This window comes from Acinetobacter tjernbergiae DSM 14971 = CIP 107465, assembly GCF_000374425.1.
GTDB lineage: Bacteria > Pseudomonadota > Gammaproteobacteria > Pseudomonadales > Moraxellaceae > Acinetobacter > Acinetobacter tjernbergiae.
Genome location: NZ_KB894370.1, coordinates 72,319 through 92,397 on the forward strand (window position 1 = coordinate 72,319; position 20,079 = coordinate 92,397).

Here is a 20,079-nt window from a genome sequence, read left to right on the forward strand (position 1 = left end):
TCTTTTAAATATGATCAATCGAGTCACTAAAATGCCTGTTTCTCCCACACACACTCAAAATCCTGATAAGGCATTGAACACTTCAAGCTGGTTTTTTATGGGGATTTTGGGTGCATTAATGGCATTCACTTCACTCTCAACCGATATTTATTTACCTGCAATGCCTCAAATGGCACAAGAGTTAAATGGAAATGTTGAGCTAACAGTCACAGGATTTTTGGCTGGGTTTGCATTGGCACAGTTGATTTGGGGCCCAATGAGCGATCGCATTGGACGGAAAATTCCTTTATTTATAGGCATGATTCTTTTTGTGATTGGTTCAATTGGTTGTGCGTTATCTCAATCGATTGAGCAAATTGTATTTTGGCGTGTGTTTCAGGCTCTAGGAGCATGTACTGGCCCTATGCTTGGACGTGCCATGATTCGTGATCTTTATGGTCGAACCCAAGCGGCACAAATGCTTTCAACACTGATGGTGATTATGGCAATTGCACCAATTGCAGGACCACTCTTGGGAGGGCAGATCATTAAATTCAGTACATGGCATAGCATTTTCTGGTTGCTGGCAAGTATTGGCGGACTAATGTTTTTAACACTGTTCTTTTTACCTGAAACACATCCAGTGGAGAAGCGTACTAAAGCATCAGTAATCAATACCTTTACTAATTACCATCAATTATTGGGTAATTGGCAGTTTATGCGCTATACCTTGTGTGTCACTTTCTTTTACGTAGCTGCCTTTACTTTTATTGTGGGTTCACCCTTTGTTTATATTTCTTTCTATGGCGTGGATGCCCAACATTATGGTTGGCTGTTTGCATTGAATATTGTGGGAGTGATGGGACTAAGTTTTATTAATCGTAACTTGGTTAAACGGTTTAGCCTTGATCATCTACTCAAATGTACTACTGCAATTGCAACCATAGCATTAATCACACTCTGTATTTTATTTTACGAGCAGGTTGGTGGTATCTATAGCATCATTGTAATGGTTTTTATCTTCTTTTCAATGAATGGCATGATTGCCGCTAATTCAACCGCTGCAGCATTGGATGGTGTACCGGGAATGGCAGGTTCAGCATCTGCCTTGATTGGTTCATTACAGTATGGTAGTGGCATTATTTCTTCGCTTTTACTCGCTTGGCTTTCAACTGGTACACCACAGACCATGATTGTGATTATGACCATTTTTACAGTGTTGAGTGCCAGTATGATTTTTATCATACAACCTATGAAAGAAATTAAGTTTTGAAATAAGTCATAGGGATAGGGAGAAGAAACACTCCCTTATATTTTTTTGGGAAGGATAAGAATTTTGTTTAAGGAATGAGACATCTACGAAAACTTATTTAACTGAAGTAAACATAAAAGTGCATTACTAATTTGACAGATAATAAAACCTAATTTAATCTATATCAATAATAATGAACAAAATGACAGGTGTTATTTATTTAACTTATGTTCACCTAAAGTCTAGTTCATAATTAAATTTATTTTAATAAACAAAAAGTTTAATTACTTAGAACAATAAATTGATAGCTAATAAAATATTTTGTTCATGAACCTAGCTTTGAATACATATTTTCCTACTAAAAAGATCTTAAGAATAGACTAAATTTGTTTAGGAGATTGATGGCAGTCCAGTTTCAGAAAAACTCAGCATGTTGGTTGTAAATAGTAATGCACTTCAATATCAAGAGGATGAATTGTTAAATGAAAAAATTAATGGGAAGTATAGCCAGATAGCATCATAAAAATCATCTTTTATTTGATATAAACTTTAAAACCTGCTTTATACGCATGTTTTTGGTCTTGGTTTTATATAAATAGAACTTCATTTGGTATCCCATTTTCAATGGCGCGAATGAAAACTATGTAATCATTTTATTGATTCGGACAGTAAGTAGTTTGTCTGACACCACACCCATACCAGCACATATCTGAGGTTGGGTTGATGGCATCATAGTTTTCCCATGGTTTATATCGGCATATGTCATTGTTGTCTTGTTTGGGTTTCACGGTGCATACATTATAAAAAGGGCAACAACTATTGGGTAATTCAGAGGTATCCATAAACCCACCATCTTCTTTAATGTGGAGTCCGAGAAAGTGTAATGCAGCATGAAATTGTTGCCAATTTTCTAAATGCCCAACTTCGCCCAAGGATATTAATTCACTATTAATCGTTCGATCTATGATTTTGTTAGCAGCTAGTGGAACCATAATTGCACATGAGCTGTACTTCTTTAATACTTCGGAAAATTTTTGAGGGTTTTCCTTTAACTGATTTAGGATATCAAATTCCACAAACGGATTTCTATTTCTGGCTTCTAAATTTGTTTTTATAACTTTAAATATAGACTTGATGGATAGCCCGATAGAGTCATCAATTGGGAAATATTGTTTTATCCATTCTTCAGTGTTATTTAATCTTTCGATGATATTATTTTGCTTTAAAATATTTTCTGTAATTTCGATTAAGCATGTTTCAACACTTTTACCTTCTGATTGATAAATCTTGATTTCATTTATTAGTGGCTCTAAAAGCTCTAAGGAATCGACTGCAAGGAGTAGGGTAATCATTACTCGAATACAATCATCATTACTAAGATTAAGCTCAAAGTGACTCAATAGTAATTCGATCATCCTATAGGGTACTATAGGGGGTTCGCTAAAGGATTCAAATTTAGAGTCGCTAGTATCTCTCTCTTGCAGATTTTTAACCAATTTTTTTTCTAATAGATATGCTAAATTTTCAAAAATTTCCAGCGCACCAACTTCAATTGTTTGTGCGTGTTCTCCCTGATCTTTGATTCTAATTTGGCAAACGTATGTATGAAGAGTTTCATTGCCGTATTGTGTGGATTTTAACTCAGCCTTAAATACTTCTAATAATTCAAAATTCTGCTTATTGATATCTCTTAAATCTCGACCTTTATTTACATTTTTCCTTGAGTGGACCAAGATTGAATTAAATTTGGTGATGCTTTCTTTGTATTTTGAATGATCAATGGCTTTTCCATTAATATTTGAATTGTGGAAATACAACCAAAGAGATGCGGTTGATGTGAAAGTTGACATACCAAAATTTGTGGACACATTGTGAAAATAGTGAAGCCATTCATGAAATAGAATACCAAATAAAAATCTATTGTTAATACCTTTAGAGTGGAAATTTCTAAAATCATTACTAAGTTTGATTAACATGAAGTCTGGCTTGTAAGAGTTTGTCATATTTGTATCTAATAAAATAAAACTATTATATTTCATTGGCTTTGTTGCATAAAGATTTAAAATAAAAGCTCCCCATATCGCCTCAAATTTAAAATAAAACTTGGGTATGAGGTTGCCCTAATTTTGTGAATCTATTTAATACCGCCACACGTGCATGAATCTCATTCACCTGACTAGGGAAACGACTTGCCGTTAATTTATTGCCAAATAATTTTATGCAAAGCATTTTAGTTTCCACCAAACTTCGACGATGATAACTAGACCACTTTTTCCAAAGGGCTCTTCCTAAACGGTTGACTATTTTCAATAATTATTCACGGTAAATCATTCAATAGTCGAATTTCATTCATGTTTGGAATAGCTTTTTCTAATTTATTCATAAAATAAATTCCTTTGTCAAGCTCAACGGTTTTAATATAGTTTATTTTACCCTCAAGCCTCATTAAGTAGTTCAAAGGATTCGAAATATTTAATCTTTCACAATGATTTAATAATCCAAATTTATCAATATAATATATTTCTTGACGAATTTTATTTTTGTATTCAATTGGAACTCTAAGTTGATTTTCATCATTAATACAAATGCCCGTAACAATTTTTCTATCCCCAGAACCACAATATTTTGTTTTTAGATAATTTGTTTTAAAACCATAATTTCTTAAAATTCTTGAAACCCTAAATATGCATGAAATTGCGGTATTTTTGTCTTGAAAATTACCTGAAATTATTATGTCATCTGCATATCTAGTATAAGAATTCAAATTAAATTGATCTATTAAATCTTCAATGTCAGCATCTAAATTACAGCAAACAAAATTTGCTAAGGCTGGACTTGTTGGGGCTCCTTGTGGCAAGTGACCGATTCTTTTAATTTTATTCTTTTGTTGATCATACTTATAATTATATTTTGTTGTCCATCTTTGTTCATTTTTAATAAATCTTTTATCGAGATGAATAGGAATTACTCGAGTACATATTCTAGCCAATATAAGTGATACAGAGTTTTTATAACCTAATTTCTTAAAAACATTAAATACCTGTCTTTCTGAGATAGACTCAAAAAATCTCAAAATATCTAATTTAATTAATTGTTTTTCTCCTAGGTGCATTGAAGCATTAACAATATGACTAGATTTTTTTTTATAAGCAGTACTATTAATAGATAACATAGCCTGAGCTTCTTGAGCATTTAGAATATTATTATTTATCCATTTTTGAGCTTTCATTAAAAAATAATCTGGAATAGTAATCCAACGCTTACCACCACTACGCTTTTTAATTGCAAAAACTTTATAGAAATCTCCATCTCTATAAACAATTTTGTGCACTACAATATACGGAATATCTAATAATACTGATAAATGTTTTAAACTTAATATAACAGGTAAATTTTTCTGTAATAGGGGCGTAACTAATTGTCTTACAACTCTTTTATATGTAGGATTGACGCCAGGTGTATTAAGTTCAGTTATATAGTTGTGTGTGGACATTTTGACCTCTGCTTTAACCCGCCTTGGCGGGTTTAGCCGTTTACGTAGAGTGAAGCTGCGCCGCCAGAAAGCAGAGCAGAACGAGCGAATACGGAAATGGCTAATCATCGCCTAAAATTAAGCTATTTCATAGAGCTTCAGACTCTGAGCTCCGAACAACTACTACAATCAAGTTATAGCTGTACAGTTGATAACTACTAATCAAGTATTTTATCAACAGTCTACCAGAAATCGAAAATGTCCATCACATTGATGAGGATAGTAAATAAACTGATTGGAATCAATACTTTTTCTTGAATTTATATCTTTTAATTTTGTTTTCTTATATTTTTGTAGAACACATTTTCCTAATAACGTCATTTTAAGCATATCATCCTGTTCGATAATTAAGTCTGATTCTATAAGTTCATCTATAAGTGCATTAACTTTAGCTGAGTTAACAAATAGTTTGGTAGAGAATTGTGATTTTGAATGAATCCCTCTATTAGCCAACCCTAGAAAAGTAATAATTAAATTATATTTAGGTTCTATGTTATTATTTTGAATAGAATCAAGTATTGATATTGCTAAATTTTTTTGATTTATATCCCATAATATCTCACTAGTATCAATTAAATTATCTTCCGAGAAGTTCGGTCTTAATTCTATAGGTATTGATCTATTTTTAAAAAGAGCATTCCAGCTCTTATTGTTATCCCATAAAATTCTTGGAAGATTATTTGGGCAGCCATGTTCAAATACGATACCACCAATAGTATTTTTATACCCAAGACTCGCACTATCATTACCATAAATTTTACGCGTGTACTTGAAGCATAGATCCCTCACATCACTAGATATTCTATTATCTAATCTTAATGGGCTATAGTTTGAAATTATACTTTCCGGATGGGTCTTAAAATATTTTATTTTTCTTTTAATAAAATTCAAACCAGATGATGTGATACCATAGCAAACAAACCATAGCCTTATTTTGTTAATTGAAATTAATCTTTTTAAATAAGAAGGAATTACTTTTTTAAAGAAATTAACAAATCTTTCACCACTACCACAAATATCATCGACAAATACGATATCTTTAATACCTTGTCTAATTAATGTATTTACTGTCGGGCAACATTCTATATCTGAAACACTGCCATTTCCTCTGTGTAAACTTGAGACTTTTTCTAAAATATGTCCAACTCTATCTTCACTGCCATATTGTCTACGTTTACCATCTTCCCTTACTTTTGCATTGGTTTCTGAAATTTCTTTAAATTTCCCTGTAAATAATTTACTTCCAGCAATATTTTCTGGTAGTGGTGTGATTACAGGATAAACAGCTAAACGTTTATTTAATTTATTTTTTAAATAATCCAGTTTTTCATAAATAAAAGTTTCAAAATCTGTATTTGAAATATATTTCAAAGAATTTAATAGTTTTTTTGCATTATAACGATCTGTTGCATTTTCAAATTGATTAAGCCAATTTTTTGCAAAATCCGTATCGGATAAAAATTGAACCATATTACAATCCTTTAAGTCTTGAGAATAATCACAAAATATTAAACTAATTGTATTTTAGGTGATTCTCTATTGATTAATAATTTTATAATCAGAATTGATTTTCCATCATGAATACAAAGAGTTATTCTAAAATCTAACTAACTTAACAATCCACCATCCAATTTTTCAGTCATATTTCTTATGAATGAATGATTACTAACCAAAAGCTCATCCCACATGTCAAGACAATACCCGAGTGTTTCATCATCGCCATCATTTTCTGCTTGATCATATAATTGCTGAATGACTCTTGTGATAGCATCTGTATCTAAATTACTCATTAAATCTTGAGTTTCTAACTTAAGAATATTTTGAATCATGATAATGATGAGATCACTAAATTGAGCCATACCTATAGAGCTTTCTTCTATTGAATGTAAGACATTATAAACATTATGATTTAATGCTTTTGACTGTACATACATTTCAAAAAACTCTCGTGCATATCTTTTTGACCAAAATTTTTTACCGAAAAATCTCCCTATTTTTTTTAGAATTTCCTCATTTTCTGAATTAACTAAGATCTCAAAAAATTGTTTCATTTTTGAGTGTTCATATCCTTTAGTATCACCACCTAAGAGTTGATTAATCACAGAAGCATAACCCAAAAGGCTTTCTTGATTTTTAGAATCGAGACTTAGCTGTAACTCTTCTTCAAATAAATCATTGAATAACCACCGAGCAATGACTTGTTTGTGACCTTCCATTCTAACATCTTGAAATGAAGAGTTAAGCATCATTTTAACTAGGGTTATAAATGGCTCTTTAAATTCGCTACTAAAAGCATTATTGAAATAGTAGTGATAGCCATGACTTAGAGTATTTCTAATGTCTTTTTGACATAATTCTATAAATTTTTGAAAAGCATAGTTACGATCATAATTATACATAGGAAGTAATAAATCAGCTGTAGCCATTCGTACAGCCGCATGTTCATCGTTTAAAGCATTTTCTATAATATATTTATGTGACAGAGCATACTCTTGATCATTCCAAAATTTTTGAGCTATGCTTCTATAAGCACGACCTCTAGTACAATTAATGGTATTTCCAAACAAATCCTTACTTGAAATTTCATCCAATTCATCTGGGTGACCTGTTCTATAAATATTCAATTTATTTAATTTTGGATCATCTGAAGATTTTGCAATATCTTCTAATAATGTAATATATTTTTGCGAAAATAGCTGGACTCGTGAAGAGAGTAAATGCTCAAGTCCTCGTGAATAATCTGGTGTTCTAAAATGATCGATAACTTGCTCTATTAACACAATAGGACATGGTGCCCACTGTTCTTTTAAATATTCTGGAACTTGATCAATATTATTTTCACTTAACCCCGAAAATAAAGCTTCAATATAATCAAGATGAATATGAGTGGGTAAGGTTAAAGAAAATTCTGCAAACCGTTTAGGCTCAGCATTTACAGCACTTCTAAAGGTGTTTGAAAATTGATGAATACTTGCTTCTGTGCAATCTTTTTTAAAACTATTAGCATTAAATTTATTTGGATCTGAAATAATAAGTTTTTTCCAAGCTTTATTTGATATATGAGTTCTAATAGGTGATGTAACAATACCTCCCCAACTATTAATTTTACTGCAAAAATCATCATCAGTATATTTTTCAAACTTTCGATTAAGTACTCCAATCAATTGAGCAGTTTCATTAGAAATACGTGAAGGATCTAATTTGGGTAATAAATAATATTGAGTTTTCCCCCAATAAGGAGAGTAGTAGTTTTTACGAGTTGCTTCTAAACGCCATTTGATCTGATCTACACCATAGTCAGAGGGGGAGTTGTAGATTACATCTTGAAGAAGTTCAAAGTTATTTAGACTACAATGTGGGGAATATTTTTTAATGAGCTTACCTGCTAACTTCCAAACAGGTTCTTCGCTATCGTTAGCTAATTTTAACTTATGAGCTGGATTGTCTAATAACCATTCTACAACTTCATCAGCATATTTTATATCAATGTATACAAGAGCATTCGCAAATATACGATTAAATATTAAATTCTGATTTTTTTTAAATGGGCTTAATAATTGAAATAGCTCAGTTGATTTTAAAGCCATATTCTGAGATGCCTTACTTATAAGGGTAAACAAAGCTTTGTATATAAACGTGTCAAGTGATGTTCTTGTAGCGTATTCTTCAGACCATTTATAAGCATCAAACTCCTCAATTAGAGGCTTAGCAAAATACTGGTCTAAAAAAGGTAAAAAGACTTTTAATACATCTAATGAATGGCTTTCAGCAAGCTTCTCAACACATTCTGTGTCGTAATCAGACCATTTTTCTCTTGAGTTTAGTCTTGCATGAAATTCTTCATCACACATAAGCTCTAATAGATACAAAGCTCTTAATGGATGCTGTTTAGTTAAATCATCCCAAAAAATATAATGACTATTAGTGCCAGCTTTTATAAGTTGTATACGAAAATCAAAGAGTTCATCCGAATCATTCTTCATATTCCAGCATAAACAGTTGTATATCTTTTGATTCCACTCAGATGATTGATTCACGAACTTAGATAATTCATTAATTAACAAGTTTGGGGTTTTATCAGAAACTGAGCTTAAAAGTTCTAGAGCTTTAGATTGCGTATCACCATCCTCATCTAACCAATCACTTAGATAATGACTTTCCGATAGATATTGAACGAGAGCAGGAGTACCGCTGCAACTTAATCTTATAAAATGATGGGCGAGTTCAGCATCATCAATAATTTTATTAATCAGCTTTTTGAGAGGAGCTTTAAAGTTTTCTATATGGCGTAATACGCTAAATACTAATGATTTCAAATGAAATCGAATTTCAGGATGGTAAAGAACTGCATCAATGCAATTGCAGAAAGTGTTTTCATTTTCTTCATATAACATTGCTAAGGCATATCTGAGATGTTCTCGTTTCAATAATGTTTGCTGATTTCTTGAGCCTAGTTCATTTATGAAATTTTCAGTAGAAGTACGACCAAGTAGGTATAGCTTTCTACCTATCGCATAATCATAAATCGCTTGATGCCTAAAGCTAATTTCTCTATTTTGCTCGGAAAGCAATCCAACAGAAATCATAGCTCTCTTAATTTTTGATGAACCATTTGATAATTGAGTTAATGAAATACTTAATTTGTTGGAGTGATTCATCAAATCTATAATTTCATTGAATAAATCTTCACTATCTGCTGTGGAAACTCCATAACTCTCATTGAGCTGTTCAAAGCGGTTATCGAGGAAACCTTTGATTAAATCTAATTTGCTTGTAAATTTAGGAGCGCATCCTAAATCATTGGCTAAATTGATGTAAATACCTAACCATAAAGGGATTCTTAAAATATTTTTTTGCTCATTATTCAAATGATCATAGTCTTCGAATTGGCTAACATATGGCTTAATCTGATCTGATTCAAAGAGCTTTAGTTCTATCTGTTTGACATCATTGTTGAGTCCACTAATCCAATTTTTTAGACGTACATCATCCTCGAACTCAAAGTTTCTTGTTGCCATAATAATTTTTATATTGGTATTAGCATGTTGACGTAGTAAAAGAATTTCCTTAACCATTTTGATGCATATATCTAATGCATTTGATGAGTGAAGGGCAGTCCAACGAAGTGCATCTAATTGATCGAGCAAGATGATAATTTCTTGACCTTTTCCATATTTTTCTAAGCAAGCAATAGGAGAATATGGAAATCCTAAATCTTTTCCAAATTGATCTAGATTTTTTTCAGGAACTCGCCTATCTAGTCGAATAGGAAGAACAATAGTTCCAGAGCGAACATAATGCTTTTTCAAATCCAATAAAAATGCACTTTTCCCAACCCCTGCATCTGCTTTAATTATTGTGATAGGGCTATTATTAACGGTATCAAGTGTAGTACTGAATTCAGGACGTTGAATATTTTGTTGTGATATTAAATAAGGCTCGATTGAGTGATCAAACTCATTATTTAGTGCTGCTATTACAGAGGACGTATGAGGGTCACTTGGAGAAGGTCTAAAAGAGAATCGATGAGTTTCTAAATCAGTTTTTAACAGATGGGCAGTAATTTTTTCTCTGAGTCTATTGCATTTTACTGGATAAGTTTGCAAGAAGTGAATTAGATGAAAAGAAGGTGCGTATACTAATTTTTCAGCGAACAATCTACAAATTTCATGGTCCGTATCATCCTCATTGAATTGCCTAATTTCAAAACATTTTAAAAATTGCAGAGCTTTGTCTAAATCATCAGGTTTTGATTGATCTAAGCTGAGTTTTTTGCATAATTCATTAAACAACTTTATTCGGTCTTGGCTTATACCTTTAATTTGATGTTCATAGAAGTCTGTGCTAGAACCTGTGCTATTCAAAGCACTTTGACAGATATCCTCCAATAGCCTAAAACCAATTCTTGAGACAACTTTATAGGATTTTGAACCTGATAATATATGTTGAAAACCTTTGGTTAAAAGTTCTTTAGATTGTAGAGTAGCTATAGACCAAAAATTATCAGAAATATTACCAATTTTGCATTGGTGATGCTCTTTAGAGCCATCGAGATTACCAACAATCACATCTACAGCATCTTCATCATCACCCAATGGTTCGACTTGGACGTAAGAAATTTTCTCATCCAATAATCTTAATAATTGGAATGTGATCCAAGATGACTCGTAACGATTTCCAACTTTCTCAGCCAAGCCACCTGGTTCTAAAGACACTAAAAACCTCAATTTTAAAAGCCTAATTATCTTGATAATTTATATATTTTTTCCCTATTTTCCAATAATTAACTTCATAATTTACTTAATATTTTAAAGTTAGCTAAGTGCATAAATAATCTATCAATGAATTTATTGCTCTAATTTTTATTTTTAACAATTCATAATCGTGAATTTTCGTTTGTCTAAGTTGTTCAATTTTAAACTGGATATCAGGAAATTGTCTTTTAAAATCATGCAGTGCTTCAACTTCTTCTTTTAGTGCAGTGATTTCGCATTCAAATTCTTCTTTTTTCAAATTTAGTTCTTGGATGATAGATTTTGACTCAATGCAAAACTGCGATCGTAGATCATGTAAATTTTCAGTTTCAGTATAGGTTGTTTGTCCATATCTACTTTTTTCAACATCAACCGTTAAATAGCTATCTTTAACCAGTCGAAGTATTAACCGATAAACACTTTGATAGTTAACATTACTGTCTACTACTTTCAAAAGTTTAACTTTATCCCAAAAATCTACAGTTTGCCATGACTCAATGTTATAGCTACAGAATACTCGTGAAAGTTCTTTGAACATTGGTAAGTTTTGAATTTCCATATTCATCGCTCAAATAATGAGGATTATAGTCCGTGGATTAAAACACTTCAATTCCTGATAGTTCTTGTATTTACGGTTGTCACCTATGAATCAAGAACTAGCACTGTCGATTGGCTCTAACATAAGGGAAACTCGAAAAACTAAATCTATTAGCCAAGAACAATTAGCCTTATTAACAACGATTGATCGTAGCTATTTGGGGAGAATTGAAAGGGGGGAAGTCAGCATTACTGTTGAAAAACTCTATCAAATTTCACAAACACTCAATGTTGACCCTAAAATATTACTCCCGTGATAAATATTTTTTAAGAAGATGGGGAGCTAAGAGGTGATCAACTTTCAAGTTGGTTCTAAGTTTTACCTCTTCAATAATATCTATAAGCGTTTCTGTATTCTGATGAAGCTGTGACTCCAAATCATCAATTTGTGTGCGCAGATTTTTATTGGTGTCCGTAAGAGCCTGCCTTGTCTTTCTATTCACAAAAAGTTGCTGTTCTTTAGTCTTTAAGTGTAGTGGCGAAATCTGCTCAGATACATACAGCGATATAAGTTTTTTCCGATCAGCCGAACTCAAAGTACTTAGCCCACCTGATATATAGCCCTTAGCTGTTAGACGACTATGAAGTGCTTTATGCGAAATAGGAGATTTTTCAAAACCTTCAACCAACATCATTTGCAATTCTTGTTCAATGATTTCATCTAATTGTTTACCACGTATCATATCATGCTTCCTTAGACTCAATTTTTTGTTGTTCGATGGCGAACAGTTCACTCAATGTAGTTGGTAATTTAGTAATCGCATCTCCATAAGGAAAAACGGGAATTGGAATTAAACTATTTTGTCTATCAAGAGCTTTTGTTTTTAAGTCACTTAAATAAAGTATTTTTTGACGTAAATCCTCAAGCATTTCTCTATATGATAAATCATGAGCTACGATTTGCTCTATTTGTGCAAACTTATCTAGTAATTCATTCAAAGTATGTTGTAAGGCTTCTAATTCACCTTTACGGCCAGTTAAAGCAAAGTTTCCACATTGATCACCAGATTGGCATGCAAGGCGTTTAGGGCAATCGTGTACAGCGACTTCACGCATGCATCCACCAAAAGGCAAGGGGTGTAAACAAGCATGGCGTTGAACTAATGAATTGGCTAATGATTGATCCTCTTTAACCAACTCATTAAAAGATTCAGCAATATCTTGAAAATATTCATCAAAGAAAGATTCCTTTATATAACTCGCTACTTCATTTTTCGAGTCAAAGGTTTGTAAGTTCATCTTTAAATTATTTTCTAGATCCAATTTTTCTGAAAAGTACATTAATCCATCATGTTTAATAGAATTAATTGGATATTCTGGCTTGAGTTCTTGCTTAGCATTTTCATAAAGTACCAATTCTTGTTTTTCTAACAAACTAGCTGTGACCTTACGTTGTTTTAACGCTAAGTGTTGATAATATTGATTCTGCTTGATGTCTACACGCCCCATAAGCATTGCTTGCAAATGTTCAGCTAAACCACTGAGAGCTAGAAAAGTATTGATATTGTGCCTTGGTATATGACTGGTAAGCTTGGAATGTTCTGTTTCATTCTCAAGTAAATTATATTTTTCAAAAACAGACCTACTTAAGGAATTTCCAAAAAAGCTATTTATTAACATTCCATTTAGAGGAATGATGTTTGTTTTGTTGATGAAAGCTCTTTGTAGTGTTGCAGATCTAAACTCATGAATAAAAAGTAGATCTTCATAAGCGATTTTTTCTATTTTTCCTTCATAATTAAAAACATGATCGATAGGATATTCAGAGTCATAACTGGCTAGACTTTTCACAAATTCGTTAATTTCAATTTTTAAGTAATATTTCTTTACGTCTCTACCTTGTTTATATTCTTTCCACATTGGGATGTTCTTAAGAGTTTTTATAATGACTTCGCGCTTTCCAGCATGCCCCCTATAAGTATCTTTTACTCCAAAAACTGTATCTATAAGATCATCAATTTCAACGTAATCTTCAGGAATATCGTCAATTTTTTTTGGTAAGAAATCTAAGCAATGTTTTGACCTAATATAATAAAGATGTTCTCTATACTCTTCTGTAAGACCTAATACCGACTGAAATATTGTCTCAACTAAATTTGCAGATAATGGCTCAACCCAGTGAATTCTAAAGCCAGCTCCTTTCGCACCATGATATTGAATTCCCAAAGTGTATTGCTTTTTGCCATCTAAAGTTAAATGCTCCTTTGTTACTGGATCAAGAATAGGTTGTTTGATCAATGCATCTGTTTTTAAAAGGATTGCTTCCGTTGAACGCAAGCCAGTGACGATGAGTAGTAATAAAAGGTTCAAAACAATCTTTTCACCATTCGTTTCACACAAACTGATAAGCGAAACAATATTTATAAATGTACGAATTGAAATCAGCTTTTCTTTATCAAGATCATTTTCATCTAATTCCAATTGATCAATTAAAGCTTTAGTATTCTTGGCATTTGGAGTTCTATTCTGGCGGTTTATGTACAGGTATTTTTGAGAAAATTCTAAAGGTTGTTCAGTAAAAGCGTAATGATTTAACATCTCCTGTAATCTAAAGTATGTACCAGCATGATCAGGAAGATTCGTTTTACTCGAATTTTCTGCCAAAATTTCAAAAGACTTATTTAATATTAATGTAGATAAATGGCAGGGATGTATGCTCTCCATTTTTTCAGCATATAGAGCACTATACCAACGCTTCAGGATTAAAAATTCTGCATATAATTTTTGGGGTGATGCTTTTGAGTTAGATTTACGATAACTAAGAATAAGTACAGATTTAATAAACTCTTGGAAAATGGGTTCAATGATATTGTTTTCGATACCTTTCAATTTTTTAATCGTGCCAAAAGTGAAATGTGTTTTACCACTTCTAGACAACAACCATCCCGATCCAATTGTACCACCATACCAAGATGAATCGTTCCAATTCCATTTAAAATTAGGCTGTAAATTCTGATTAAAGTAATCTTTTTGCTCGTCAATAAAAACACCATATTTTTCAATGTTCATGAATATCATCCTTCCGTAATGCACAACGAGCCATTACAGATTCAATTTCGAATTTAGTTGACTCATGCACTCGAATCAATGGATTTCTAGATACGCCAATTCCATCTGATAGCTTAATAAGATCATTTATTTCATTTTGTATACTTTCTAAAACATGATTATGGTTAGCATCAGTAAAAGGATGAAAGTACATGCAACCATAGCAATTTCGAACTGGTTGAAATAAACATTTGTCCTCATAAGAGCAGCCACCAATATCGTAATGAATTTTACTACCAATATTTCCTAGTACTTTTTTCTGAAACCAATCTTTCTTATAAACTAGCCTTCCAGTCAGGAGCATAGCGATCATTTGTCTATACAAAGAATTTTTACCAAGTGCTTGCGCTCTAATTTGAGCTAGTTCTGGGGTAGAAAAAATATAATGTCTGGCTGTTACAACAGAAGAATGACCTAAGATATATGCGATTTCCTCAGCTGAAGAACCTGCCATTGCCAAACTATAGCCAACATGATGCCTAAAATCAGAAAAGGAATACTTTTGCTTTATCATTTCACCAGAAAGAACAGCTTCTCTATAGGTTTCAGGAGCAAAATCAAATAATTGTGTATTAATAGCTTTTGAGCAAAAACGTGCAGAATTTTCCCCTAAATCAAATAACTTATCTTTTGGACTTAAGTTAAATCGTTCAATATAAGCAATAATAATTTCAGCAACTTCTTCTGGTAATTTCACTGCGATCTTTTCATGTACATAACGTGCTTGTTTTGCATAGGGAACTAGTATGCTATAGCGATGAAAATAATCAGTAGTACGTGTGGTATCTATTTTTATGTCTTCAGCAGATAGCTTTGCTAATTGTACAGGTCTAAGACCAGTTACATACACCAAACCAAGTATTGATGAGTAAAGTAGTGTTTGTTCATCGATACCCTGAAAATCATCTTTGATAACTTGGTTTAACTTGATAAAGCCTTGTTGAATCATTGAAATTAAAGGAGAATCTATTGTATCTTCATATTCCTGATAGAATAAATTTGAGTTAAACGACTTAGGTCTAGGAATAAACTCAAGTTCAAAATCATCTTCAATATCAAAGTTAGGAAAGCCTTCTAAAATTAGAAGTCTCAGTAAAAATTTTATATGTGCATAAGTATTATGATGATTTTCTTGAGGTGCAATTTCTATTAATAGTTGTTTTAAAGTTTCATAATTTAAATGTAAATTGTTATTTTTTAAAAAATTTATTAAAAAATTAAAAGAATAAATTTTTCTACTCAAAAAAGATGGTGTATTTTTCTGAATAAAGGCTATCAGAAAAAATTTAGCTAAAGTCATCTCATCTTCAGAAAAGCTTGAGAAATCTAAGTTTTCTTTCTGACCAGAATAATAAAAGTTCCAAATATTATTTGTAGAATTGATAAACTTATCGTCAAATTTATCTGCAACTAAGAATTTAACGACTTTTGGTGTTTTTTTACTTAGATTCTGAAGAGCCATTATCTGTTGATCATTAAAAACTGATACAGAATGTTGTTCCTGAAAACCTTCAAAAAGATCAAATTGCTCCATTATTTATATTTTCCATAATTCTTGTGATATACGTTGCAAATTCATGAGGTTAGCACTATCAACAATAAATCTTTTTGCATAGTAACTTGGCATTATACTGTTAGCGCTCCAACCACCTAAGACACGTAGATCTTCTAGTGCTTTTTTCATAATTTCATCATTGCTTTGATTTAATGGTGATGCACTTTCGTTTCGATATTTTTTTATAGCAAAAGCCAAAGTGATATATGCCCATGTATGACGACATACATGAGGGGTTAACTTCTGAATTGAGTCAATATTTGTATCATCAAAATATACAGGATGTGAAGCCCTAAATGCTTGTTCTATCGCCTTAAAAATTGCATTGATGGATGAGTAGCTTAGTGGAGAGTAGGGTGGTTTAAGTGATGTAAATAAGATATCTGAATTATTGAAATTCCTTATTTTTTCTATGTATAGCATCAAAAATTTATAATCCATACTATCTAGTTTTATAACTCTATAAGATTGCTCGTTTTTTATGCTAGGTTTTCTCTGTCTGGAATCATGTTCATCATCTGTATTAGCTATTATGAGACTATATGAGTCAGAGTTGAGAGATTTTTTTATTGATCTTTTTGTGAGAAGCATTAGTTCACCAACCCGTAAACCGTAGTTCATCATAAGATGTACCATCAAAAAATTACGAAGTTGATGTGATCTCGTTGAGAATGGATTGTCTATATTTATATTAGCTGTCTGGTCTGGGCGAATAATTTTATAAAGCATAACCACCATTTCATTAGTTAAGCTTTTAAAGTTATGATTAATTTCACTTTTTACAGTTAAACTATATTTAGAAAATTTACTAAAAATCCTTTTTTTGTTTAATAAGAACAAATCTATTTTTTTCCTACGATTTGTTAACTCTTTGATTGTAATATCTTGATAACGGATGTTCCAATATTCATCTAAAAGATACACGAAATATTTAAACAATGACCTCAAACGCTGTGTAATGGTCATATAGTTAGCATCTACATTTGATCTAAGTCTAATCAAATTTGTTTCTAATTTTTTATTATTTTCTAAGAAAACAATAAAGTTATCGATTTCATTCAAAAAAATCTCAGGTTCATATTTGGAAGATAAAAATGACTCACAGAACAAAGTTGAATATTTCTGATGCCAAAACTCATACCAAAACTTTAGTGCCAGCATATCTGATTGTTGTGTGGCAAAACTTTGAAATCTCAGGACAGTCGTAGAATAGAGAAAAGGATAGAGACAATGTGAAATGTTATTTTATATAAGTGATTGATTTTAGGTTAAACAAAGAGGTCTATGAACTTAAAGTATCATGTACTCAATTTAACATAATATACATTATACGTAATTATTACAATGTAAGCCTTTGATATACAAAGGCTTTTTATTTAAGTTGTTCTGCTTGGTTGCGGTAATTTGACATCAACAACAACATATTTAACGCCTTTACCACTTGTGACCATGTCAAATGTGATTTGAGCTTCAATTGGAAAATCTGATTGTTTGAATTGACGTAGAGATTTAATGTTTGCTGAATCTTGCCAGTTGAAAGTCTCACAACCATTCCCAATAGAATTACCTTGAGATAAATCCATTGGGATTTGACAAAATAGCTGCACATGATCGTAATGACGGCCACTACCATCATCAGGTTTGAAATCAACAGCTTTAGCACCTAATATTTTTACAGTTGATGTATGCATTACATTCTCCGAGCAGTTATAAGCACATGATCGAGTCGCTTGGGAAATGCAAGCGGATCAGAGCAACAAATTAAATTGATGAGTTCTTCAGGTTCGAATACGTCTTTAAAGACGTTGATGTATTTACCGTATTGATGTTTAAGATTCTCAATAGCAGTTTGGAAATTGATTTGAGCCGTTTTAGTAATTGTTTCTATACGTTCGGGCTGTATATGTTCAGCTAGATCACGGAAACATGGATAAGCAGCGATAAAATATTCACTGGGCGCAAGAAGCATATCAAATGGTAAAATACGATCTATAGATTTAAATTCGACTTCTGCACGTTGCCAATTGTCGTCAGGATCGCCCTCAGCGCGACCTTTTTCATATATTCTCAAATACTTACCTGAATCACGACTACCGATACATAAAGTACGACCTTTACCGTTTGGTCTGCGCCAATTGCCTTTATGTTCGATATTTGGCGCACGATTACCAAGTTGAAAGCCACCTAGCGCATCTTGCATATTGCCCCAATCAACAGAAACGTATTTACCTTCAAAATCATCATGTGCAATATCAACACGAGTCAATTTAGGACGTTTAGCTTGAGTAACTAAAAAATGATAAAGCCTTAATTCCCAACCAGATTTAGCAAAGCTACAACCACGTCCATTGATCATAATCAAGATTGTATTACGCTGACCACCAATACAAACGAAACCGAAATCCTCACCAAGCACATAGCTTTGGCTATAGAAATTGAGACCACTAGGTCTACGGTAAGCCGTTTTAAAACCAAATATGTGTTCAAGGTGATCATCCAGTTCTGAAACAGCAGCTAGATAACGGTGATCATCAAGTACATATTCGTCATCTGTTTCGTATTTAGATACTTGGAAGCCTGATGCATGAGTAATCGTGCCAAGTGTTTCAATACCACAAGTCAGATTGACCCAATCAACGACAGCTATTTCATTGTCAGCAGGCATTCTATATTCAACATGCTTTACACCATCGTTGGTCATAATCATATGAGTATGAGGAATGGCATATAAAGGATCATGTTGATACGGGAGATCGGCGAATTGTGGACGAGTATCAGATTTCTTTACCCCCATCTTATTAATGGGGGTTACAACTGCCGATTTTTTCATTCCCCCCGATAATGCAGTGGGGATTGGTTGTTTTTTATACTTATCCATCAGCAAATTCCCATAGCTCTGAAATTATCGTTTTCAGCTTTGATAGCGTCACAGTAAGCAGCAACTTTAGGATTCTTAAAGCCCCACTGGATCATCGTTGATTCAATGTAAAAAAGAACAAGCTCAGTCTCGAAAGCTGGATTGCCCCCTACAATTAGTTCGACTCCCCGATCATGAATAATCTTGGCTACGATCTCAAAAGCTAATTCTTTTTCCATTTTATGATTTATCACAAATGATATTTATTGGATTTATAACATCTAATTTGTGATTTCGCAACATATCATAAAATATAAATCAGATATGATGTGTTACTTTCAGGAGAATAGACAATGGCTGTTACAGTTAGACTCAGAGACGATGAAGAAGAAATGGTCAAAGATGCGACATTGGAAATGATGTTTGAGACGAAGATAAGAATCAAAGAATCAGACGTAATACACACACTAATTAGGAAATACTTGAAAGATATAAAAACAGAGGATGTGATGAAATACAGAGCCGAAATACTTAAAAAAGACGATTAATTGTTATCGTTGATCCTGACTACTAAATGCCCAAATATCAAAAAATCCATGAGGTGAAAATCATGGATTTAAAAGGAAACAAAATGAAAGTATTAGGAATAGTTCTGATTCTACTTGGAATAGGATTTGGTATTTTAAGTATCGTATTATTAATAAAAGCAATATTCCAAATCAAGGAATTAAAAAACAAAGATATCAAAATAGAATTTAAATACTCAGAAAATAAGAAAAAAGAAGATAATTCATAGTTATGCCCTGCGCTTCTCCTCCTCCTCCTCGTCCCTCGTCGTCGTCGTCAGTGCTTGGGCAACTTCGATATACGCATAATGAGCATTGATGTTAAATGCCGTTCGAGTGCGCTTGAAAGCATAGCATCATTGACAAAAAACTCACTGGAGACTCTCCAGTGAGTTTTTTTGTACAACGAAAACGGCAAATAACATAATGCGGATATTAT

Annotated in this window: 16 protein-coding genes and 1 pseudogene; 4 read left to right on the plus strand and 13 right to left on the minus strand. The window is 32.4% G+C overall.

The annotated features are described in order from the left end of the window. Positions 1-31 precede the first annotated feature (31 nt). A complete protein-coding gene (locus C502_RS0113450) occupies positions 32-1,252 on the plus strand; it encodes a multidrug effflux MFS transporter (protein WP_018679343.1) in 1,221 nt (406 codons plus the stop codon). Between the two features lie 632 nt (positions 1,253-1,884). Here the strand turns inward: C502_RS0113450 and C502_RS0113460 are convergent. The 6 genes and pseudogenes from C502_RS0113460 to C502_RS0113485 all read right to left on the minus strand — a co-directional run bounded on the left by C502_RS0113460 (position 1,885) and on the right by C502_RS0113485 (position 11,576). Continuing rightward, positions 1,885-3,270: a hypothetical protein gene (locus tag C502_RS0113460; RefSeq protein WP_018679345.1), complete on the minus strand. Its 1,386-nt coding sequence runs from the start codon at positions 3,268-3,270 to the stop codon at positions 1,885-1,887. 52 nt (positions 3,271-3,322) lie between these two features. Further along, positions 3,323-3,544 (minus strand): annotated as a pseudogene (locus tag C502_RS18925) (IS5/IS1182 family transposase); the annotation flags it as partial. A gap of 4 nt (positions 3,545-3,548) precedes the next feature. Then, positions 3,549-4,724 carry a reverse transcriptase family protein gene (locus C502_RS0113470; protein WP_018679347.1) on the minus strand — a complete coding sequence of 392 codons (1,176 nt, stop codon included), beginning with the start codon at positions 4,722-4,724 and terminating at the stop codon, positions 3,549-3,551. Positions 4,725-4,937: 213 nt separating this feature from the next. Then, positions 4,938-6,233 (minus strand): phosphoribosyltransferase-like protein, encoded by a 1,296-nt coding sequence (locus C502_RS0113475; protein WP_018679348.1) that lies wholly within the window; start codon positions 6,231-6,233, stop codon positions 4,938-4,940. A gap of 137 nt (positions 6,234-6,370) precedes the next feature. Further along, a complete protein-coding gene (locus C502_RS0113480) occupies positions 6,371-10,978 on the minus strand; it encodes an NACHT domain-containing protein (protein WP_018679349.1) in 4,608 nt (1,535 codons plus the stop codon). A gap of 103 nt (positions 10,979-11,081) precedes the next feature. Next, entirely contained in the window at positions 11,082-11,576 is a 495-nt protein-coding gene (locus C502_RS0113485; protein WP_018679350.1) for a hypothetical protein, read from the minus strand. An 85-nt stretch (positions 11,577-11,661) separates the two neighbouring features. Between C502_RS0113485 and C502_RS18930 the strand changes: the two genes are divergently transcribed. Then, a complete protein-coding gene (locus C502_RS18930) occupies positions 11,662-11,871 on the plus strand; it encodes a helix-turn-helix domain-containing protein (RefSeq protein WP_004894668.1) in 210 nt (69 codons plus the stop codon). Here the strand turns inward: C502_RS18930 and C502_RS0113490 are convergent. The 7 genes from C502_RS0113490 to C502_RS0113520 form a co-directional block, all read right to left on the minus strand. Further along, positions 11,860-12,297, minus strand: coding sequence for a hypothetical protein (locus C502_RS0113490; protein ID WP_018679351.1), 438 nt, complete (start codon positions 12,295-12,297; stop codon positions 11,860-11,862). The two genes, C502_RS18930 and C502_RS0113490, sit on opposite strands and share 12 nt — an antisense overlap. Position 12,298: 1 nt before the next feature. After that, positions 12,299-14,623 (minus strand): hypothetical protein, encoded by a 2,325-nt coding sequence (locus C502_RS0113495; RefSeq protein WP_018679352.1) that lies wholly within the window; start codon positions 14,621-14,623, stop codon positions 12,299-12,301. Further along, on the minus strand, positions 14,613-16,196 hold the full coding sequence (locus tag C502_RS0113500; protein WP_018679353.1) for a site-specific integrase: 1,584 nt from the start codon (positions 16,194-16,196) through the stop codon (positions 14,613-14,615). The genes C502_RS0113495 and C502_RS0113500 overlap by 11 nt, the downstream gene beginning before the upstream one ends. 3 nt (positions 16,197-16,199) lie before the next feature. Further along, positions 16,200-17,279, minus strand: coding sequence for a site-specific integrase (locus C502_RS18355; RefSeq protein ID WP_228129342.1), 1,080 nt, complete (start codon positions 17,277-17,279; stop codon positions 16,200-16,202). 314 nt (positions 17,280-17,593) lie between these two features. Further along, complete coding sequence (locus C502_RS0113510; RefSeq protein ID WP_018679355.1) at positions 17,594-17,908, minus strand: hypothetical protein; 315 nt, start codon at positions 17,906-17,908, stop codon at positions 17,594-17,596. Further along, positions 17,908-19,095 (minus strand): replication initiation factor domain-containing protein, encoded by a 1,188-nt coding sequence (locus C502_RS0113515; protein ID WP_018679356.1) that lies wholly within the window; start codon positions 19,093-19,095, stop codon positions 17,908-17,910. The genes C502_RS0113510 and C502_RS0113515 overlap by 1 nt, the downstream gene beginning before the upstream one ends. After that, positions 19,095-19,313, minus strand: coding sequence for a hypothetical protein (locus C502_RS0113520; RefSeq protein WP_018679357.1), 219 nt, complete (start codon positions 19,311-19,313; stop codon positions 19,095-19,097). Before C502_RS0113520 ends, C502_RS0113515 begins: the two co-directional genes overlap by 1 nt. 114 nt (positions 19,314-19,427) lie before the next feature. On the opposite strand from C502_RS0113520, the gene C502_RS0113525 reads away from it, so the two are divergent. Together C502_RS0113525 and C502_RS0113530 are read left to right on the plus strand one after the other, a co-directional pair. Then, positions 19,428-19,622 (plus strand): hypothetical protein, encoded by a 195-nt coding sequence (locus C502_RS0113525; protein ID WP_018679358.1) that lies wholly within the window; start codon positions 19,428-19,430, stop codon positions 19,620-19,622. 62 nt (positions 19,623-19,684) lie between these two features. After that, complete coding sequence (locus C502_RS0113530; RefSeq protein ID WP_023274847.1) at positions 19,685-19,870, plus strand: hypothetical protein; 186 nt, start codon at positions 19,685-19,687, stop codon at positions 19,868-19,870. The last annotated feature ends 209 nt before the right edge of the window (positions 19,871-20,079 follow it).

Bases quoted from the DNA above. Each gene is read 5' to 3' on its own strand.
- C502_RS0113450 (WP_018679343.1), top strand. From the start codon at position 32: ATGCCTGTTTCTCCCACACACACTCAAAATCCTGATAAGGCATTGAAC.
- C502_RS0113460 (WP_018679345.1), bottom strand. From the start codon at position 3,270: ATGAAATATAATAGTTTTATTTTATTAGATACAAATATGACAAACTCT.
- C502_RS0113470 (WP_018679347.1), bottom strand. From the start codon at position 4,724: ATGTCCACACACAACTATATAACTGAACTTAATACACCTGGCGTCAAT.
- C502_RS0113475 (WP_018679348.1), bottom strand. From the start codon at position 6,233: ATGGTTCAATTTTTATCCGATACGGATTTTGCAAAAAATTGGCTTAAT.
- C502_RS0113485 (WP_018679350.1), bottom strand. From the start codon at position 11,576: ATGGAAATTCAAAACTTACCAATGTTCAAAGAACTTTCACGAGTATTC.
- C502_RS18930 (WP_004894668.1), top strand. From the start codon at position 11,662: ATGAATCAAGAACTAGCACTGTCGATTGGCTCTAACATAAGGGAAACT.
- C502_RS0113490 (WP_018679351.1), bottom strand. From the start codon at position 12,297: ATGATACGTGGTAAACAATTAGATGAAATCATTGAACAAGAATTGCAA.
- C502_RS0113495 (WP_018679352.1), bottom strand. From the start codon at position 14,623: ATGAACATTGAAAAATATGGTGTTTTTATTGACGAGCAAAAAGATTAC.
- C502_RS0113500 (WP_018679353.1), bottom strand. From the start codon at position 16,196: ATGGAGCAATTTGATCTTTTTGAAGGTTTTCAGGAACAACATTCTGTA.
- C502_RS0113510 (WP_018679355.1), bottom strand. From the start codon at position 17,908: ATGCATACATCAACTGTAAAAATATTAGGTGCTAAAGCTGTTGATTTC.
- C502_RS0113515 (WP_018679356.1), bottom strand. From the start codon at position 19,095: ATGGATAAGTATAAAAAACAACCAATCCCCACTGCATTATCGGGGGGA.
- C502_RS0113520 (WP_018679357.1), bottom strand. From the start codon at position 19,313: ATGGAAAAAGAATTAGCTTTTGAGATCGTAGCCAAGATTATTCATGAT.
- C502_RS0113525 (WP_018679358.1), top strand. From the start codon at position 19,428: ATGGCTGTTACAGTTAGACTCAGAGACGATGAAGAAGAAATGGTCAAA.
- C502_RS0113530 (WP_023274847.1), top strand. From the start codon at position 19,685: ATGGATTTAAAAGGAAACAAAATGAAAGTATTAGGAATAGTTCTGATT.